This is a genomic window from Marinobacter gudaonensis, from assembly GCF_900115175.1.
GTDB lineage: Bacteria > Pseudomonadota > Gammaproteobacteria > Pseudomonadales > Oleiphilaceae > Marinobacter > Marinobacter gudaonensis.
In genome coordinates this window covers 467,193-485,890 of record NZ_FOYV01000001.1, presented here as the reverse complement: position 1 = coordinate 485,890, position 18,698 = coordinate 467,193, and the positions used below count along the sequence as shown (strand labels likewise).

Annotated in this window: 15 protein-coding genes and 1 pseudogene; 14 read left to right on the top strand and 2 right to left on the bottom strand. The window is 59.6% G+C overall.

Annotated features, from left to right (window positions below; all coding sequences use genetic code 11):
* Nucleotides 1-2: 2 nt before the first annotated feature.
* From trpA to cobA, 12 genes and pseudogenes are all read left to right on the top strand, one after another.
* On the top strand, nucleotides 3-815 hold the full coding sequence (gene trpA, locus BM344_RS02235; RefSeq protein WP_091985509.1) for a tryptophan synthase subunit alpha: 813 nt from the start codon (nucleotides 3-5) through the stop codon (nucleotides 813-815).
* A gap of 46 nt (nucleotides 816-861) precedes the next feature.
* Nucleotides 862-1,788: an acetyl-CoA carboxylase, carboxyltransferase subunit beta gene (gene accD, locus BM344_RS02230; RefSeq protein WP_091985506.1), complete on the top strand. Its 927-nt coding sequence runs from the start codon at nucleotides 862-864 to the stop codon at nucleotides 1,786-1,788.
* Complete coding sequence (locus tag BM344_RS02225; RefSeq protein WP_091985504.1) at nucleotides 1,772-3,106, top strand: bifunctional folylpolyglutamate synthase/dihydrofolate synthase; 1,335 nt, start codon at nucleotides 1,772-1,774, stop codon at nucleotides 3,104-3,106. The genes accD and BM344_RS02225 overlap by 17 nt, the downstream gene beginning before the upstream one ends.
* Before the next feature lie 107 nt (nucleotides 3,107-3,213).
* Nucleotides 3,214-3,891: an SPOR domain-containing protein gene (locus BM344_RS02220; protein ID WP_091985502.1), complete on the top strand. Its 678-nt coding sequence runs from the start codon at nucleotides 3,214-3,216 to the stop codon at nucleotides 3,889-3,891.
* 92 nt (nucleotides 3,892-3,983) lie between these two features.
* Complete coding sequence (locus BM344_RS02215; protein WP_091985500.1) at nucleotides 3,984-4,553, top strand: CvpA family protein; 570 nt, start codon at nucleotides 3,984-3,986, stop codon at nucleotides 4,551-4,553.
* 34 nt (nucleotides 4,554-4,587) lie between these two features.
* Entirely contained in the window at nucleotides 4,588-6,114 is a 1,527-nt protein-coding gene (gene purF, locus BM344_RS02210; RefSeq protein WP_091985497.1) for an amidophosphoribosyltransferase, read from the top strand.
* Between the two features lie 27 nt (nucleotides 6,115-6,141).
* Nucleotides 6,142-7,383: an O-succinylhomoserine sulfhydrylase gene (locus BM344_RS02205; protein WP_091985495.1), complete on the top strand. Its 1,242-nt coding sequence runs from the start codon at nucleotides 6,142-6,144 to the stop codon at nucleotides 7,381-7,383.
* 6 nt (nucleotides 7,384-7,389) lie between these two features.
* The gene (locus tag BM344_RS02200) at nucleotides 7,390-10,014 is read left to right on the top strand and encodes a DNA translocase FtsK (RefSeq protein WP_091985492.1); all 2,625 of its coding nucleotides are present in this window, start codon (nucleotides 7,390-7,392) and stop codon (nucleotides 10,012-10,014) included.
* 60 nt (nucleotides 10,015-10,074) lie between these two features.
* The gene (gene lolA / locus BM344_RS02195) at nucleotides 10,075-10,692 is read left to right on the top strand and encodes an outer membrane lipoprotein chaperone LolA (RefSeq protein ID WP_407656836.1); all 618 of its coding nucleotides are present in this window, start codon (nucleotides 10,075-10,077) and stop codon (nucleotides 10,690-10,692) included.
* The gene (locus BM344_RS02190; protein WP_091985487.1) at nucleotides 10,692-12,029 is read left to right on the top strand and encodes a replication-associated recombination protein A; all 1,338 of its coding nucleotides are present in this window, start codon (nucleotides 10,692-10,694) and stop codon (nucleotides 12,027-12,029) included. Before lolA ends, BM344_RS02190 begins: the two co-directional genes overlap by 1 nt.
* Before the next feature lie 87 nt (nucleotides 12,030-12,116).
* Nucleotides 12,117-13,391 (top strand): serine--tRNA ligase, encoded by a 1,275-nt coding sequence (serS, locus tag BM344_RS02185; RefSeq protein WP_091985484.1) that lies wholly within the window; start codon nucleotides 12,117-12,119, stop codon nucleotides 13,389-13,391.
* Between the two features lie 95 nt (nucleotides 13,392-13,486).
* Nucleotides 13,487-14,242 (top strand): annotated as a pseudogene (gene cobA / locus BM344_RS02180) (uroporphyrinogen-III C-methyltransferase); the annotation flags it as partial.
* A 29-nt stretch (nucleotides 14,243-14,271) separates the two neighbouring features.
* Here cobA and BM344_RS02175 read toward each other — a convergent pair.
* Nucleotides 14,272-15,348, bottom strand: a complete 1,077-nt coding sequence (locus BM344_RS02175; RefSeq protein WP_091985480.1) for a 3-deoxy-7-phosphoheptulonate synthase — start codon at nucleotides 15,346-15,348, stop codon at nucleotides 14,272-14,274.
* Between the two features lie 222 nt (nucleotides 15,349-15,570).
* Between BM344_RS02175 and BM344_RS02170 the strand changes: the two genes are divergently transcribed.
* Together BM344_RS02170 and BM344_RS02165 are read left to right on the top strand one after the other, a co-directional pair.
* Nucleotides 15,571-17,364, top strand: coding sequence for a DUF1631 family protein (locus BM344_RS02170; RefSeq protein WP_091985479.1), 1,794 nt, complete (start codon nucleotides 15,571-15,573; stop codon nucleotides 17,362-17,364).
* Between the two features lie 24 nt (nucleotides 17,365-17,388).
* Complete coding sequence (locus BM344_RS02165; protein ID WP_091985477.1) at nucleotides 17,389-17,793, top strand: PilZ domain-containing protein; 405 nt, start codon at nucleotides 17,389-17,391, stop codon at nucleotides 17,791-17,793.
* Between the two features lie 92 nt (nucleotides 17,794-17,885).
* Here BM344_RS02165 and BM344_RS02160 read toward each other — a convergent pair whose 3' ends face one another.
* Nucleotides 17,886-18,671, bottom strand: coding sequence for an enoyl-ACP reductase FabI (locus tag BM344_RS02160; protein ID WP_091985475.1), 786 nt, complete (start codon nucleotides 18,669-18,671; stop codon nucleotides 17,886-17,888).
* Between the last annotated feature and the right edge of the window lie 27 nt (nucleotides 18,672-18,698).

The window sequence follows — 18,698 nt, the reverse complement described above, 5'->3', positions numbered from 1 at the left end:
GCATGAGCCGAATTGAAGGGGTTATGAAGGCCCTCAAAGGGCAGGGGCGCAGGGCACTTATTCCCTATATTACTGCGGGCGATCCACATCCGGATGTGACGGTCGATTTGATGCATGCACTGGTGAAGGCCGGTGCCGATATCATCGAACTGGGCGTGCCGTTCTCCGACCCCATGGCAGATGGTCCGGTCATCCAGCTGGCCTGCGAGCGGGCACTCGTGCATGGCACCTCCCTGCGGCAGGTAATCGCGATGGTGCGGGAGTTCCGGAAGGCCGACAACGATACGCCGGTGGTACTGATGGGTTACCTAAACCCGATGGAAGCCATGGGTTATGAGACGTTTGCCGAGGCCGCCAAGGAAGCGGGGGTTGACGGCGTGCTCACCGTAGACCTGCCACCAGAGGAGGCCGACGAAGTGGCACCTCTGTTCACCCAGAGGAACCTGGATGCCATTTTCCTGCTGTCGCCGACCACCACCGATGACCGTATTCGCGCAATCAGCGAACACTCTTCGGGCTATGTGTACTATGTTTCTATCAAGGGCGTAACAGGCTCGGCTACCATCAACGTCGACGAAGTGGCTGCCAGAGTGAGCCATATTCACGAATTGACGGCGTTGCCGGTGGGTGTTGGCTTCGGTATTCGCGATGCCGAGACGGCCGCTGCCATTGGTCGGGTATCCGATGGTGTAATTGTTGGCAGTGTCCTGGTCGATACAATAGCCAGAAATCAGGCAGATACCGAGCAGCTCAAACGGGCCTTGACCGATCTGCTTCACCCGATGCGCGAAGCACTGGACAGCCTCGCCTCCTGATATCCGGGCGGCGGGGCAGACAGGCATCAAAGGACAGGATGACATCATGAGTAACTGGCTGGACAAGATCATGCCGAGCAAGATTCGCTCGGAATCCAAGCAAAGAACGGGCGTTCCCGAGGGGCTATGGAAAAAATGCCCCAAATGTGGGGCCTTTCTTTATAAGCCGGAACTCGAAAAGAATCTGGATGTTTGCCCCAAGTGCAACCATCACCTGCGTGTCTCAGCCCGTCGGCGCCTTGATATCTTCCTCGACGAAGATGGTCGTGAGGAAATCGCCGCGGAACTGGAGCCCTGGGATCGACTCAAGTTCAAGGACAGCAAACGCTACAAGGACCGGCTCTCCCAGGCCCAGAAGGCGACCGGCGAAAAGGACGCTCTGGTGGCCATGAAAGGGTCTACCATGGGCGTTCCCCTCGTTGCCTGTGCCTTCGAATTCAACTTTCTGGGTGGCTCCATGGGACAGGTGGTTGGCGAAAAGTTCGTCCAGGCCGCCAATATCGCTCTGAACGAGCGCATCCCTCTGGTCTGTTTCTCGGCCAGTGGCGGCGCCCGAATGCAGGAGGCCATCCTCTCGCTTATGCAGATGTCCAAGACCGCTGCGGTTCTGGAGCGCATGAAGCAGGAGGGCATTCCCTACATATCCGTGATGACCGATCCTGTGTTCGGTGGTGTGTCCGCGAGTCTGGCAATGCTGGGCGACCTGAACATTGCCGAACCCAATGCCCTGATTGGCTTCGCCGGCCCCCGGGTGATTGAACAGACGGTTCGTGAGCAGTTGCCAGAAGGCTTTCAGCGCAGTGAGTTCCTGCTGGAGCATGGTGCAATTGACATGATTCTGCATCGACACCAGATGCGGGAGCGCATCGCGCACGTTCTGGCCAAGTTCACTGGCCAGGAGCGGCCAGGGACCGAAGAGCCCATCGAGTTTGAAGTGTCTGAAAAGCCCGAAACCGATGCCCCGACCGAGTAACACCCCCGCGGCCCCGGCTTCCCCGGGGCCCGGCTCCACTGTCGATCAGTGGCTTGCCTACCTGGAAGCGATCCACCCGAAAGAGATTGATCTTGGACTGGATCGTGTGCTGCTGGTGCTGCGGAAGCTCTTTCCCCGAAAGCCCTCCGCCCGCATCATTACGGTAGCCGGCACCAACGGGAAGGGCAGCGCGGTTGCTGCTGTTGAAACGCTGCTTCGGGCCGCCGGTCGCAGGACCGGCGCCTATACCTCTCCGCATCTGCAGAACTACAACGAGCGGGTGCGTCTTGATGGCACGGATATATCGGACCAGGCGTTGATCCGGGCGTTCGAGGCCGTCGAGAAGGCCCGGGGACGTGTGTCGCTGTCCTATTTCGAGTTTGGAACCCTGGCGGCGTTTGTGGCTTTTGCAGAAGCGGGTGTCCAGGACTGGATTCTTGAAGTCGGTCTGGGTGGACGGTTGGATGCAGTGAATACCCTGGACGCTGACTTTGTCATTCTCACATCGGTCGATATTGATCATGTAGCCTTCCTCGGCGACAACCGGGAGGTCATTGGCTTCGAGAAAGCCGGTGTTCTCCGCCCGGGCATTCCGGCCGTGTATGCGGATATCGATCCGCCATCATCCGTGCTGCAGCAGGTTGCCGCCCAAAAGGTCGGACTGACGATGCTGAACAGGGATTACACCCTCTCGGATCCGGACAGCGCTGAAGATGAGCCGGGACATCTGCTGCTGCGTTACCGGGGAGAGACCGTTCGAATTCCGGATGGACCGCTGCCCGTGAACAGTGTTGCGGCAGCGGTCGTTGCCATTCGCCGTCTGGAACCTGATGTGGCCATTGAGACGGTCGAGAAGGCTCTGAGGGGCCTCCGCGTGCCCGGTCGATTCGAGCAGCTTGGTCGTGATCCGGCCGTCTATGTGGATGTCGGGCACAATCCGCATGCCGCCACCTGGCTCGCGGGACGCCTGAATCGCTTGAAGCGTGCCGGTGTCCGGATTCACGGTGTGTACGGTGCCCTGTCGGATAAGGATGTGGAAGGTGTGGCTGCCGCCCTCGGGGGTGTGGTGGATGCCTGGTATCTTGGCGGGTTGTCCGTTCCCAGGGGGTTGTCTGCCCAGGCACTTGAGGCCAGGCTGGCTACAGTGGCCTTGCCTGAGGTAACGGCTTTCCCGACGGTCACCGAAGCCCTCCAGGCGGCCTTGTCGAGAGCCGGGGCCACCGACCTTGTCATTGCATTCGGCTCTTTTTTCACCGTGGCAGAGGCGAGAGACTATCTGGCGGTCCCGTCCGGTTCATTGGCGGCCATTTCGTCTTAAACTTTGTCCATACCAGTGTGCGAGACTTTGAGTTCGGCCAGCAGGACCGTTAGTATCTGCGGGTAAGCGCTTTGCCGGCGCGGCAACAACAGTGGGGAGCCTAGAACGTGGATGGATTGAAGCAGAGAATCATCGGGGCACTGGTCCTTGTTTCCCTCGCGGTTATCTTCGTTCCCATGCTCTTCGATGAGCCTCACACCGAGCGCACCTCCACCACCATCAACATCCCTGAAGAGCCGCCATTCCCTGAGGTGGAAGCACCGGAATCGGCCATGCCGGCGCCCCCTGCAGAATCCTCGGGCCAGTCGGACGAACCCGGATACCGCATCCTTGAAGAAGCGCCACCGGAGACTTCCACTGCGGCGCCTGAACAGGTGACGGCATCGGAAAGTGACACCTCTGGCGAACCGGCGCAGACAGAACAGCCCGTTGCCGAGACCAGCGAATCTGCTGCCGGCGAAACCGCTGCCCCTGAACCTGCTGAAACAGCAAGCAATGAGGCAGAAAGCACCGAAACGGAGTCCGCCGAATACCAGCGCTCTCTGGAAGGAGCCTGGGTTGTTCAACTGGGCAGTTTTGGTAATGCTGATAATGCCAGGCGTCTTCGCGACCGTGTCCGGGAGAAGGGGTACGGTTCCCATCTGCAGCAGGTCACCCAGGGTGACACGACCTTTACACGCGTATTCAGCGGACCGTTCGCCACGGAATCCGAGGCCAAGGCAGCCAAGCGCGCGCTGGACGACGCCTTTGGCCTGAACAGTCTGGTAACCTCCGGCGGAAAATAACGCATTGCGGCAGCCTTTATGTGCTCAAGGCGGTTTGGTGAGCGGGGGTTTCCTGATAGAATTCGCGCTTCCTTTTCTCCACCGGGTTTTCCATGGAAGCGCTGATCTGGATTGACTGGGTCATCATCGCCCTGATTACAGTTTCCACGCTCATCAGCCTGAAGCGGGGCTTTGTCAAAGAAGCTCTTTCTCTGGTGACCTGGGTGGGCGCGTTTATCCTGGCCCGAACGTTCCACCCGCAGATGCAAACCCTGCTGGAAAGCACCGTCGAGACCCCGCTGGTCCGTCTTATCGCGGCGTTCGCCATTCTGTTCTTCGGAACCCTCATCATTGGCGCGATCATTAACAACATGATCGGGCATCTGGTCCGCGCCACTGGTCTGTCGGCCACCGACAGGGTTCTTGGCATGGGGTTCGGTTTGCTGCGCGGTGTTGTTGTGGTGATCGTGGCGATTGCCTTTACCCGCTACACGCCCCTGGCACAGGACACCTGGTGGCGGACGTCGATCATCATTGATCGTCTGGCAGTGGTTGAGGATTGGTCGCGGCGAACCCTGGGCGACGAATTTGCCCGGTTTCTGGGGCCAGCGCCGGAGTCGGCGCCGGTGCCGGATACAGATCTTCTGCAAGAAGGCGTGGAACCTGCGTCCGCGTCCCGCTAACATTCAGTTTTAACACTCGGAGACTTCCTTATCCATGTGTGGCATTGTCGGCATCGTCAGTACTACCAACGTCAATCAGTCGCTCTATGATGCGCTGACTGTACTTCAGCACCGGGGCCAGGACGCGGCGGGCATTGTTACTTTTCAGGATGATCGCTTTTATCTGCGCAAGGATAACGGCCTTGTGCGGGATGTCTTCCATACCCGTCACATGCGCCGGCTGGTGGGCAATGTCGGTATCGGTCATGTCCGGTACCCGACCGCCGGCAGCTCCAGTTCCGCCGAGGCCCAGCCGTTTTATGTCAACAGTCCCTATGGCATAACGCTTGCCCACAACGGCAACCTGACCAACGCCGATGAACTGAGCCGGGACCTGTTCCGCACCGACCTGCGGCACATCAACACCAATTCGGACTCGGAAGTCCTGCTCAACGTGTTTGCCCACGAACTGCAGAAGCTGGGCAAGCTGGACCCCACCAAGGACGAGATCTTTTCGGCCGTTCGGGCCGTTCACAAGCGCTGTCGGGGCGCTTACGCGGTAATCGCGATGATCACCGGCTACGGCATTGTCGGATTCCGGGACCCCAATGGTATTCGCCCTGCGTGCTATGGCGAGCGCACCTCCGAGGACGGACGTAAGGAATACATGATTGCGTCCGAGAGCGTTGCCCTTAGCGCCGCCGGTTACAGCCTGGTGCGCGACATCGCACCGGGTGAGGCAGTTTACATTGAAACCGACGGCACACTGTACACTCAGCAGTGCGCTGAAGATCCACACCTGTACCCGTGCATTTTTGAGCACGTGTATTTTGCGCGCCCGGACTCGATCATTGACAAAGTGTCGGTTTACAAGGCGCGGTTGCGTATGGGCGAGACGCTTGCTGAAAAGGTGCTCCGGGACTTCCCGGATCATGATATTGACGTGGTCATGCCGATCCCTGATACCAGCCGCACCTCCGCCATGCAGATGGCTCACCGGTTGGGCGTCAAGTTTCGAGAAGGCTTTATCAAGAACCGCTATATTGGTCGGACGTTCATCATGCCCGGCCAGAAGATGCGCAAGAAGTCGGTGCGTCAGAAGCTCAATCCGATTGACCTGGAATTCCGTGGCAAGAATGTGATGCTGGTGGACGATTCCATCGTGCGGGGCACCACCTGTAAGGAGATTGTCCAGATGGCGCGGGATGCCGGTGCCCGGAAGGTTTATTTTGCGTCGGCGGCGCCCCCCGTACGCTACCCCAACGTCTACGGTATCGATATGCCCTCCGCCAGTGAGCTCATAGCCCATGACCGTACGGAAGAGGAAATCCGGGACCTGATCGGGGCCGACTGGCTGTTGTATCAGGATCTTGAGGACCTGGTGACCTGCGTCAGCGATGTAAACGAGAGCATCGAGGGTTGGGAATGTTCGGTGTTCACCGGGAACTATGTCACCGGTGATGTGGACGACGCCTACCTGAATCGACTGGAAGAGATGCGCAACGACGAAAAGCGCTTCCAGAGTGCCGGCGCCATCTCCGGCGATAATGCCATTATTGACCTGTACAATGACGAAGACTGAAGTAGCCCCCGGGGGCAGGAGACGTTAATGACCTTTCGCCGCGAAGAAACTGTCTGGATTCCGGAATCGGATCTGGAAGGCATGTCGGTAGATACCCTGGCGGTGAGGGCAGGGCAGATCCGCTCGGGGCAACTGGAGCACAGTGATGCGATCTATCCGACCTCCAGCTTCGTCTACGGCAGTGCGGCCCAGGCTGCCGCACGCTTTGGCGGCGATGAGCCGGGCAACATCTATTCCCGTTTCACCAACCCCACGGTACAGGCATTCGAGGCCCGGATAGCCGCCATGGAAGGGGGAGAGCGCGCGGTGGCAACCGCCTCGGGCATGGCCGCCATCCTCAGCACCTGTATGGCATTGCTTAAAAGTGGCGACCACGTGATCTGTTCCAGGGGTGTGTTTGGCACGACCAACGTGCTCTTCCAGAAGTATCTGGCCCGCTTTGGTGTGAAAACAACGTTTGTGAGCCTGACGGATCTCGAGGAGTGGGCGTCGGCGATCCGCCCCGAGACCCGTATGCTGTTTATTGAGACGCCCTCCAATCCACTGTGCGAGGTGGCCGATATGGACGCTCTCTCACGACTCGCCCAGAATAACGACGCACTGTTCGTGGTGGACAACTGCTTCTGCACGCCGGTGCTGCAGCGACCATTGGAGCAAGGGGCGGACATCGTAATCCATTCCGCCACCAAATACCTCGACGGCCAGGGCCGATGTGTGGGTGGCGTGGTGGTCGGTGATCACAAGACCATGGAAGAGGTTTATGGCTTTCTGCGATCGGCCGGACCAACCATGAGCCCCTTCAACGCGTGGGTGTTCCAGAAGGGCCTGGAAACCTTACCAATCCGTATGCGCGCCCACTGTGACAATGCGTTAGAGTTGGCCCTGTGGCTGGAGCAGCAGGCGGAGGTGGAGCAGGTATTCTATGCCGGGCTCGAAAGCCATCCACAGCACCAGCTAGCGAAAAAACAACAGAGCGGATTCGGTGGCGTTCTGTCATTCCAGGTCAAGGGTGCGCGTGACGAGGCCTGGCGCTTCATTGACGCAACCCGGATGATTTCCATCACTGCCAATCTGGGCGATGTGAAGACCACCATTACCCATCCGGCCACCACCACTCACGGGAGGTTGTCGCCGGAAGACAAGGAGCGGGCCGGCATCACGGAGAACCTGATCCGGATTTCCGTCGGCATTGAGGCAGTCGAAGACCTGAAAACCGACCTCAATCGGGGATTTCAGGCGCTTCGGAACGCACGAAACGAAAACGTCTGAGTATTCATGGCCGAATCTGCAAAAGCGAAGAAAGCACCACAGGAACTGACAGAAAAGCAGCTGCGCTTTCGCCGCCTTGCCGCACAGGGTGCCAGAGAGGGCGCAGTGATTGCCCTGATCTCCCTGGCGATCTACCTGGCCATGGCACTGGTGACTTTCAGTCCGTCTGATCCCGGCTGGGCCAGCATCGGCCATGACACCCGCGTGGATAACTATGCGGGCAGAACCGGGGCGTGGCTGGCCAGCCTGTTTATGGATTTCTTCGGACAGGTTGCCTACCTGTTCCCGCTGATGATCGCCGGTTACGCGTTGATGCTGATCCGCCGTCGAAATGAATCCCTGGACCTCCACTGGCCGCTGTTCCTGATGCGCTTCGGCGGATTTATCCTGATCCTCCTGTCTGCAACCAGTCTGCTGTCGTTGTATTCCGTGTTCGGGCTCGGCGTTTCCTCCGGCGGGGTACTGGGTACCGCCGTGGCTGACGCCATGGTGCGCTTCTTCAACCTGCCTGCCACCACCTTGCTGCTGATTGCGATTTTCCTGTTTGCCCTGACGGTGACTACCGGTCTGTCCTGGTTCTGGCTGATGGATCAGGTAGGCGGGCTTACCCTGAAGACCGGTCAGGCCATTCGTAAACTCTTTGCTGGCAAAGGCAAGGCCGATAAAACGCCCGCGCGCCCTGAGCCGGCGCCCGCCCGACCTTCCACGCCAGCCAAGGAACCTCCGGTGGTCAGCGACCGGGTGGCCGAACCCGAGCGGAAAAAGACCCGATCAAGTTCTGAAAAACCGCGTCGGGACAAGCCCCGCTGGTGGCAGCGTATTCCGGGTTTCCGGCCCAGAAAGGCCGTCGGCCCCGGCTCCGCTCCCGATGATTCCTTTGCCAGGAAAGAACCGGCGCTGGGCGGATTCTCCGCCGGTGACGATCCGGAGCCTGCAAGGCTCGAGAGCTTCAGTTCCCGCGACGATACGGTGGCCGATGTCGAGCCCCGGCTCAGCGCCGCAAAAGGCTCTCCGCAGCCGGCCTCCCGGTCGGTGAAGATCTCGCCGTTCAAGAAAGACGAGCAGCCGACCAAAGCGAAGGAAAAAGACAACCGGCAGCCGTCTCTGCTGGAGGACATCGAAAGCCCCATTCCGCCGATTTCGCTTCTGGATCCGCCCGAGGAGCACAAGGAAAAAGGGTACTCCGAAGAGTCGCTGGAACACATGTCGCGGCTTCTGGAAGAGAAGCTGGCGGATTTCGGGGTGTCGGTCGAGGTGGTGGAAGTGAACCCCGGACCGGTGATCACCCGTTTTGAAATCAAACCCGCTCCCGGGGTCAAGGTGAGCAAGATTTCCAATCTTGCCAAGGACCTTGCCCGTTCATTGGCGGTACTCAGCGTACGCGTGGTGGAGGTAATACCCGGCAAGTCCGTGGTTGGTATCGAGATCCCCAACGAGGAACGGGAGATCGTTCGTCTCAGTGAAGTGCTGGGTGCCCGGGTTTTCGAGGAGTCCAGTTCGCCTCTTACCCTCGCACTCGGTAACGACATTGGCGGTAACCCGATGGTGGCCAATCTGGCCAAGATGCCACACCTCCTGGTAGCCGGCACCACTGGCTCCGGTAAATCGGTGGGCGTCAACGCCATGCTTCTGAGCATGCTGCTGAAGGCGGGCCCGGACGATGTCCGCTTCATTATGGTGGACCCGAAGATGCTGGAACTGAGCATCTACGACGGTATTCCTCATTTGCTGGCGCCGGTTGTCACCGATATGAAGGAAGCCGCCAACGCGCTGCGCTGGTGTGTTGCGGAAATGGAGCGCCGCTACCGACTGATGGCCAGTCTGGGGGTTCGGAACATTGCCGGTTATAACCGCAAGATCAAGGATGCCATGGCTGCCGGTGAGCCTATTCTGGATCCGCTCTGGAAGCCGGATGAATATCTGGCGAACGATGAGCAGGAGCGTCCCGAGCTGGAAACGCTGCCGTTCATTGTGGTGGTGATCGATGAATTCGCCGACATGATGATGATCGTCGGCAAAAAGGTTGAGGAGCTGATTGCCCGGATTGCCCAGAAGGCGAGGGCGGCCGGTATCCACCTGATCCTGGCCACCCAGCGCCCATCCGTTGACGTGATCACCGGCCTGATCAAGGCCAATATACCCACCCGGATGTCGTTCCAGGTGTCGTCGAAAATAGACTCGCGCACGGTACTGGACCAGGGCGGCGCCGAGCAGCTTCTGGGGCACGGTGACATGCTGTATCTGCCGCCAGGCTCAGGTTTGCCGGTGCGTGTCCACGGCGCCTTCGTTGATGACGATGAGGTCCATCGGGTGGTCAGCGCCTGGAAGGCCCGCGGTGAACCGGTGTATGTCGATGATGTGCTCAGCGGTGCCGAGGGTGAGAGTCTGCCCGGTGTGCCCAGCCTTGCCGAAGGCGGTGGCGACAGCGAGGGCGATGCCCTTTACGACGAGGCAGTTGCATTTGTGACCGAAGGCCGACGGGTGTCGATTTCTTCGGTGCAGCGAAAATTCAAGATTGGTTATAACCGAGCGGCCAACCTGGTGGACGCCATGGAGGCATCCGGTGTGGTCAGCGCTGCCGGTCATAACGGTGCCCGCGAAGTTCTGGCGCCGCCACCCCCGAGAGACTAGGAGCAAACACCTATGGGACAGTCCTTCCTGAAATCCCTGTTTACCCTACTGGCACTGGCGATGATGGCTACTCCGGTTGTTGCCGCCGAACCCGCCAAGGCGGATGGTGTGAAACTCGGCGCTGATGAGCTTGCTCGTGTTCTTGAGAGCTACCAGTCCTATCAGGCGGACTTCATTCAGATTGTAGTGAATGAAAACGGTAACCGGGTTCAGGAAACCCGTGGCTCGCTCAAGGCCAAACGCCCAGGGATGTTCTACTGGGAGACCAGCGCGCCTCTCTCGCAGTTTATCGTCAGTGATGGCGACACCGTGGAAGTCTATGACCCGGACCTTGAGCAGGTTACCGTCCACGACCTTGACGACCGCGTTCAGTCCACACCCGCGCTGCTGCTCAGCGGTGAGGTGGATGACCTCGAAAAAACCTACCGGGTTTCCGGTCGCAGCATGGGTGAACATACCCGGGAATACACACTGGAGCCCCGCAGCCCGGACTCTCTGTTCACGTCGCTGCGCCTGACCTTCTTCGACGGTGAACTCCAGGAGATGCGGATGCAGGATTCCCTGGGACAGCTCAGTATCCTCAGTTTCGACGACATTCGCTTGAACGAGCCCGTTGAGGCCAGCGCCTTCACCCTTGAGTACCCGGAGGGTGTGGATATCATTCGGGACGGAGCCTGATGCAGGACAGCCTGTTCGCGGAGGCGTCGGGCTTCCGGCCACTGGCCTCCAGGATGCGTCCGGTAACGCTGGATGACTACGTGGGCCAGGCCCATCTGGTGGGCCCGGGCAAGCCTCTGAGGCGGGCCGTGGAACAGGGTCAGCTGCATTCGATGATCCTCTGGGGGCCACCGGGCGTTGGTAAAACCACGTTTGCCCAACTCCTCGCCAATGTCAGCGATCTGAGCTTTGAGACCGTCTCAGCCGTGCTCAGTGGCGTCAAGGAGATCCGTGCCGTAGTCGAACGCGCCCGTAACCGAAAGCAGTCTCAGGGCCGCGACACGCTGCTCTTCGTGGATGAGGTGCATCGTTTCAACAAGAGCCAGCAGGATGCCTTCCTGCCGCACATCGAGGATGGCACCTTTATTTTTGTCGGTGCCACCACCGAGAACCCCTCCTTCGAACTGAACAGCGCCCTGTTGTCCCGCACCCGTGTCTACGTCCTGAAGAATCTCGAGGAAGACGATATCCTCAAATTGCTGCGTCGTGCCCTGACTTCCGAAGAGGGATTTGGGGGAAAGCTGTCGGTGGAGGAGAGCGTTCTTACGGTGATGGCCTCGGCTTCCGGCGGCGACGCCCGCAGGGCTCTCAATATTCTGGAGGTGGCCGCTGATCTGGCAGAGCCGGACGCTTCAGGTGTCGAACGCGTGACCGCCGAGCACCTCGAGCAGGTGATGCAGACAAGCCTGCGTCGGTTCGATAAAGGCGGTGACGTTTTCTACGATCAGATCTCCGCACTGCACAAATCTGTCCGTGGGTCCGATCCGGACGGTTCGCTTTACTGGTTGTGCCGGATGCTCGATGGCGGCTGTGATCCGCTCTACGTGGCCCGTCGTCTGGTGCGGATTGCCAGCGAGGACATCGGCAATGCCGATCCCCGCGCGCTCCAGCTCAGCATGGATGCCTGGGAGGCACAGGAGCGGCTGGGTTCTCCGGAGGGTGAGCTGGCTCTGGCCCAGGCAGTCACCTACCTGGCTCTGGCGCCCAAGAGCAATGCGGTTTACAAGGCCTTCAACCAGTGCATGGCCGACATTCGCAAAGATCCGGACTACGAGGTGCCAATACACCTGCGTAATGCCCCCACCAAACTTATGAAAAGCATGGGCCATGGCGACAGTTACCGCTACGCCCACGATGAGCCGGACGCCTTTGCCGCCGGCGAATCCTACCTCCCGGAGGCCATCCACCAGCGTCGCTACTATCAGCCGGTGGACAGGGGCCTGGAAATCAAGCTGGCGGAGAAGCGCCAGCGCCTCGATACCCGGAACGCAGAGAGCGCCAACAAGCGTTACCGCTGAGCCCCTGGCGCCGCTAGCCACCAGCAAATGTGCAGGTATAATGGCCAGTCATTCATCCCATCGCTAACCGAAAGATTCAGGATAAACATGCTCGATCCCAAACGTGTCCGTACCCAGACAGAAGAGATCGCCCGCAGGCTGGCCATCAAGAACTACGATTTCGACGTGGCGGCTTTTGAACAGCTTGAGGAGCGTCGTCGTGCCATCCAGGTACGCACGGAAACCCTGCAGAGCGAGCAGAACAAACGGTCCAAATCCATCGGCAAGGCCAAAGCGGCCGGCGAGGACATCCAGCCTTTGCTGGACGAGGTGGAGAGCCTGAAAAAGCAGAGATCCGAGGCGGAAGATGAACTCCGTACGCTTCAGGAAGAATTGAACGCCTTCCTGGCCGGCATCCCCAATCTCCCGGACGAAGACGTGCCGCCGGGTGCGGACGAAGACGATAACGTTGAAGTTCGTACCTGGGGCACCCCTAAGGCCTTTGATTTCGAGCCTCAGGATCACGTAGCCCTGGGCGAAGGTCTCAAAGGGCTGGATTTCGAAACCGCCAGCCGGCTGGCGCGCTCCCGATTCGCGGTCATGCGCGGACCGGTTGCCCGGCTGCATCGTGCGCTGGCCCAGTTCATGCTGGATCTGCATACCCGTGACCACGGTTACCAGGAAACCTACGTTCCCTATCTGGTGAACGCCGACACGCTCTACGGCACGGGTCAATTGCCCAAATTTGAGGAAGACCTTTTCCGGATGGAGGGGGAGAATCCACTCTACCTGATCCCGACCGCAGAGGTGCCGGCAACCAATCTGGTGTCGGACACCATCCTGGACGCCAGCGAGCTGCCGCTGCAGATGGTCTGCCATACGCCGTGTTTTCGCAGCGAGGCCGGGTCGTATGGGCGCGATACCCGTGGCATGATCCGGCAGCACCAGTTTGACAAGGTGGAGCTGGTGCACGTTGTGCGACCAGAGGATTCCGAGGCGGCTCTCGAGGCCCTGACCGGGCATGCGGAAAGGGTTCTTCAGCTGCTGGAGCTTCCCTATCGCGTTGTCGCCCTGTGCGGCGGCGATATGGGCTTCTCTGCGGCAAAAACCTACGACCTGGAAGTCTGGTTGCCTGGTCAGCAGAAGTTCCGTGAAATCTCCTCCTGCTCCAATACCCGTGATTTCCAGGCACGGCGCATGCATGCACGTTGGCGTAACCCGGAAACCGGAAAGCCCGAGCCTGTGCACACCCTGAACGGGTCGGGGCTTGCGGTAGGTCGCGCCCTGATCGCGGTAATGGAGAATTACCAGCAGGCAGACGGCAGCATTCTGGTTCCGGAGGTCCTCAAGCCGTACATGGGAGGCATTGACCGAATCCAATGACTGATCCGAAGGAAGTCGCACCAGGGAAGGGCGTTGGTGCAACCCCTGCACCAATCCGGTACAGGAAAAATCCGGTAACCTCGAATCCCAACACCTCGGCCGGAGAGGTGGCTCTGGTCGGGGCCGGGCCGGGCGACCCGGAACTGCTCACACTCAAGGCCTGGCGTTTGATCACCTCTGCTGAGGTGGTTCTGTACGATCGCCTGGTGTCACCGGAGATCCTGGCTCTGATTCCGGAATCGGCCGAGAGAATCCATGTGGGCAAGCAACGTGCAAATCACACCCTGCCACAGGATCAGATCAATCAGAGGCTGGTGGATTTGGCGAAACAGGGCCGCAAGGTGGTGCGACTCAAGGGCGGCGATCCTTTTATTTTCGGGCGCGGCGGCGAGGAAATCGAGACCCTGGCTGATGCCGGCGTTCGTTTCCAGGTGGTGCCCGGGATCACGGCGGCGTCCGGATGTGCCGCATACGCGGGCATTCCGCTGACGCATCGTGATTATGCCCAATCGGTCCGGTTTGTCACCGGTCACCTCAAGAACGACACATGCGACCTTCCCTGGAAGGATTTTGTCCAGAATAACCAGACCCTTGTGTTCTACATGGGGCTGGTGGGATTGCCGATCATCTGCCGTCAGCTGGTGGCCCATGGCATGTCGCCACAGATGCCGGTGGCCCTGGTCTCAAAAGGCACCACGCCGGAGCAGCGTGTGGTGACGGGTAATCTGGATAACATCGTCGAGCGCGTGCAGGCCGAGGACGTTCAGCCTCCCACTCTGGTGATCATCGGGCAGGTTGTTGCTTTGAGAGAACGGCTTGACTGGATCGGAGGGGTAACCGCGGGGAGCTGAAGCTCCCCGACTGGTTTGTGCGGGAGGCCTCAGCCAACCTTGCGCTTGGGCAGCACGTCTTTGAGTTTCTCCCGCATGTCCCGAATGGCCTTTTCAGTGGTCGGCCAGTCGATGCAGGCGTCTGTGATGGAAACCCCGTACTTCAGGTCTGCCAGGTTGTCCGGAATCGACTGGTTACCCCAGTTGATATTGCTCTCTACCATCAGGCTCTGAATGGACGAATTGCCTTCCAGAATCTGGTGGGTGACGTCCTGCATTACCAGCGGCTGAATAGCCGGGTCCTTGCTGGAGTTGGCGTGGCTGCAGTCGATCATGATGGACTTGCGCAGGCCGGACTTCTCCAGCGCCTGCTCGCAGAGCGCTACGCTGACCGAATCATAGTTGGGTTTGCCACCACCGCCGCGCAGTACCACGTGCCCGTAGTTGTTGCCCTTGGTACGGATGATGGCCACCTGGCCCTGCTGGTCGATGCCGAGGAAACTGTGCGGGTGTGATACTGATTTCATGGCGTTCACCGCCACGTCGAGACTGCCGTCGGTACCGTTCTTGAAGCCGATCGCCATGGACAGACCGCTGCTCATTTCGCGGTGGGTCTGAGACTCGGTGGTACGGGCGCCGATGGCAGACCAGGCAATGGTGTCCTGCAGGTACTGGGGCGAAATCGGATCCAGCGCCTCTGTTGCTGCCGGCAGGCCCAGTTCATTGATGTCCAGCAGTAACCGACGGCCAATGTGCAGGCCCTGTTCGATATCAAAGGTGTCGTTCAGGTGCGGGTCGTTGATCAGACCTTTCCAGCCAACGGTTGTCCGTGGCTTTTCGAAATAGACACGCATAACGATCAGCAGGGTATCGCTGACTTCATCAGCGAGTTTCTTCAGGCGAGTGGCGTAGTCGCGAGCCGCCTCAACGTCGTGGATGGAGCAGGGGCCAACCACCACGAACAGGCGATGGTCCTTGCCGTCCATGATGTCGTAGATGGCCTGCCGGCCTTTGGCGACGGTGTCCGCGGCCTTCTCGGAGAGCGGCATCTCCTTTTTCAGCGCCTCAGGAGTAATCAGTGTTTCCTGGCTCGCCACGTTCAGATTCTCAAGTTTGTTGCCCGACATGTTGTTCTGCTTCCCGATTCTGATCGTAGTCACTGCTGGTGGGTGCCCTTCAGCCTGCGCCAACAGCGTGTCAATTTGGCTCGATGAGCGCCGGTACACGGTTGCGGTAAACCCCGGCGAGTTGGTTATACTGCGTTATTTACTGGGCCTTTTCAACGCTTCTTGAGTATGAGGAACGGATGTCGCTAAACAGATCGAGAACAAAGCCAGAGACTGAAAAAAGTGCCCACGAATAAAGTGGTTTCCGGTCGGATTGACGACGTTCTCGCCGGTATACGGGTCCCGGATCTGCCGTATCCTGCGGGCAGGCTTGAGCCCGAAGCGGTCAGCGACTGGCGGCCGCTGCTGATTTCCTGCTGGTCGGAGCAGCGTGACGAGCGAGTAACCCACGTGATTCGTTCGGTCCATCTGGAGTGGTCGGCACGCCAGGTCAACGCGGCCTATGTGGCGGACCGCATCATGGATGTGTTTCTCAAAACCAGCGGGCTGCACCCAACGCTGGCCCGACGCATCGCGCGGTTACGTTTCTACCTGGCCTGGCGAATGAACCTCGAGGGCAAGAAAGCGTTCAGTGAGCCGCTCGTGGCCTGGCTCGACAGTCTCCAGGAATGGCGCGGCTGGAGCGAGTCCGGAGGTCGTTCCGCGCGGGTTCTGCTGGATCAGCTCGACGCGCTGGTAATCGCTGTGTCTGCCAGCTTCGAGGAAGGCAGTACCGCGCCGGTCGAGGTGTTTTGCCGGCAATGGGAGGCAGACGCGGAAAAACGCAATTCCCAGGCCGAAAAACTCCGCCAGCGACTGCTGGAAACCGAACAGGGCGCCGCAAGACAGCGCCGGGCAGACCAGACCGCAAGGGCGCTGGTGGGTCGGGCATTGCAGAGTAGAGATCTGCCCATACCGATTGTTCGGTTTATCCTGGATTACTGGCAGAGCCTGATCAAACAGGCCGTATGGGAAGGTGGTCTGAAGGGCGAAACCTTCCGGCATGGCAGCAAACTGCTCGAGTGGCTGGTGTGGATAGGGGATCCGTCGCTGTCCGACCAGGACAGAAACCGGCTCTACCATGTGGGAGAGCAAATCGGCGACCGCATTCTCGATGTCTGGAAGAAGGTCTACAAGACGGACCTGCCGGGCGAGGCCCTGGCGGGGATTGAGTCGGTTATGGTGTCGCGTCTGCGCGGCGAGACTCCGGAGCTCGTGGACGCTCTGGACGAGGCGGGACAGTTCCAGTGGGACTCCCGTTGGCTAGAATTTGAACTGCCTGCCCGGGACACGTACCAGGCGGTTGAGGGGCATTGGTTCGTGGAAGGTGAAGGTGCGCGCGAACAGCGCCGTTTTTGCTTTGCCTTCCTGGCGGATTCCGCCGAAATTCTCTGGACCAATGGCGCCGGGGTGAAGCTGGGCGTCCAGCCATGGTCGGAATTCCAGGCGGCACTTGATCGCAACCAGCTCCGTCCACTCCCCAAAATGACCCCTTTCGGACAGGTGCTTTCAGAGACCGTGGAATTGCTGGCGAACGTGTGCGAGAAGCAGCGTAAGCAGCGAGAAAAGGCGGCTGAGGCAGCGAGGGCCAGGGCCGAGGAGCTGCGGCGCCAGCAAGAAGCCGAAGAGGCTCGACGAAAAGCCCAGGAGGCGGAACGCGAGGCCGAGCTGGAGCGCCAGCGGCAGGAGGCGGAAGCTCGCAGAATTGCAGATGAAGAGGCAGAACAGGCGCGAATCCTCAAAGAGCGAACCTTGCTCGCCGAGAAGCAGGTGGCCGGCATCAAGCTGGGTGGCTGGATTGTGGTAGAGTCCGGGGAGCCCGGGTCGGATGCCGCCCGGCTCAAGCTGGCGGTTCGCATCAACGCCTCAAGAAAACTGGTCTTTGTGGACCGGCTTGGTTTGAATCGGCGAGAATTCCTTGAAGACGACCTGGTGGCCGGCATCGTCGCCGGAAAAATCCGGGTTCTGGGAACCTCCGCGGAGTTTGATGATACCCTGAGCCGGGTCGTTGGCCGCATTCGTGTTGGCCGTAACTGAGCCTGGCAGTGCAGGAAGAGCAACATGGCAGACAACGACTACAGTTTTGGTACGGGCAACGAACCTCAGGTCGATCAGGACAACAGGAGCAGTTATCGCCTCACCGCCCGCGCTCGAGCCATCCTGGAGCTGGAATCCGGGGAGCCCGACAAGACCTCCTCCGACAGTAGGGATCTGGTTTGCGGCATTCGGGATATCTCTGCCGGCGGGCTGTGCCTTACCGCGGCCGAACCTCTGTCTCTGGATGCGCTGTTACCGGCAAGGGTGTTCCTCGGCAACCACCGCGAACCCTTTCTGTTGATGGTTGAGGTGGTCTGGTGTCGCCCTCATGAACAGGCGTTCCTGGTTGGCGTCAGAATCATCGAGTCCGATGACACCGCCTATGTCGAGTGGGTGGAGGCCGTTGCCCTCGCAATGGAGCAGGGCTGAGCACTCGCCCAGCGCTTCGGGCAACCTACCTGAACACGAAAAAGCCGGCATGATGCCGGCTTTTTGCTTTCTTCAGTCGGTAACAGCTGCTGTTATTCTTCCAGTTCGGCCATACCGGTGATATTGAAACCGGCGTCCACGTACATGATCTCACCGGTAATACCGCTGGCCATGTCCGAGCCGAGGAACGCGGCGGCGTTGCCCACTTCGTCAATGGTCACGTTACGGCGAAGCGGGGCACGCTTGGCGTTCTCGGCAAGCATCTTGCGGAAGCTCTTGATGCCGGAGGCCGCCAGGGTCTTGATCGGGCCGGCCGAGATGCCGTTCACGCGAATGCCGTCGCGGCCGAGGCTTGAGGCCATGTAGCGAACGTTAGCTTCCAGAGAAGCCTTGGCCAGTCCCATCACATTGTAGTTCTGCAGCACACGCTCTGCCCCCAGGTAGCTCAGGGTGAGCAGGGAGCTGCCTTCGTGCAGCATGCCACGGGCGGCTTTGGCCAGTGCAACAAAGCTGTAGGAGCTGATGTCATGGGCAATCCGGAAGCCTTCCCGGGTGGTGACGTCCACGTAATTGCCGTCAAGCTCGTGGGCCGGGGCATAACCCACCGCGTGAACAATGATATCGACGTGGTCCCAGTGCTTCGCCAGTTCCTTGAACACGTTTTCGATTTCGTCGTCCTTGGCTACGTCACAGGGGAAGGTCAGTTTGCTACCCCAGCCTTCCGCAAATTTTTCTACACGGGGTTGCAGCTTTTCGTTCTGGTAGGTAAACGCCAGCTCCGCGCCTTCACGGGCGAAGGCATCCGCGATGCCGTAGGCAATGGACAGTTTGCTGGCTACGCCAACGATCAGTGCTTTCTTGCCACTGAGGATTCCCATGGGTCGTTCTCCCTGTGTTCCTGATTT

Bases quoted from the DNA above. Each gene is read 5' to 3' on its own strand.
- trpA (WP_091985509.1), top strand. From the start codon at position 3: ATGAGCCGAATTGAAGGGGTTATGAAGGCCCTCAAAGGGCAGGGGCGC.
- accD (WP_091985506.1), top strand. From the start codon at position 862: ATGAGTAACTGGCTGGACAAGATCATGCCGAGCAAGATTCGCTCGGAA.
- BM344_RS02225 (WP_091985504.1), top strand. From the start codon at position 1,772: ATGCCCCGACCGAGTAACACCCCCGCGGCCCCGGCTTCCCCGGGGCCC.
- BM344_RS02215 (WP_091985500.1), top strand. From the start codon at position 3,984: ATGGAAGCGCTGATCTGGATTGACTGGGTCATCATCGCCCTGATTACA.
- purF (WP_091985497.1), top strand. From the start codon at position 4,588: ATGTGTGGCATTGTCGGCATCGTCAGTACTACCAACGTCAATCAGTCG.
- BM344_RS02205 (WP_091985495.1), top strand. From the start codon at position 6,142: ATGACCTTTCGCCGCGAAGAAACTGTCTGGATTCCGGAATCGGATCTG.
- BM344_RS02200 (WP_091985492.1), top strand. From the start codon at position 7,390: ATGGCCGAATCTGCAAAAGCGAAGAAAGCACCACAGGAACTGACAGAA.
- lolA (WP_407656836.1), top strand. From the start codon at position 10,075: ATGATGGCTACTCCGGTTGTTGCCGCCGAACCCGCCAAGGCGGATGGT.
- BM344_RS02190 (WP_091985487.1), top strand. From the start codon at position 10,692: ATGCAGGACAGCCTGTTCGCGGAGGCGTCGGGCTTCCGGCCACTGGCC.
- serS (WP_091985484.1), top strand. From the start codon at position 12,117: ATGCTCGATCCCAAACGTGTCCGTACCCAGACAGAAGAGATCGCCCGC.
- BM344_RS02175 (WP_091985480.1), bottom strand. From the start codon at position 15,348: ATGTCGGGCAACAAACTTGAGAATCTGAACGTGGCGAGCCAGGAAACA.
- BM344_RS02165 (WP_091985477.1), top strand. From the start codon at position 17,389: ATGGCAGACAACGACTACAGTTTTGGTACGGGCAACGAACCTCAGGTC.
- BM344_RS02160 (WP_091985475.1), bottom strand. From the start codon at position 18,671: ATGGGAATCCTCAGTGGCAAGAAAGCACTGATCGTTGGCGTAGCCAGC.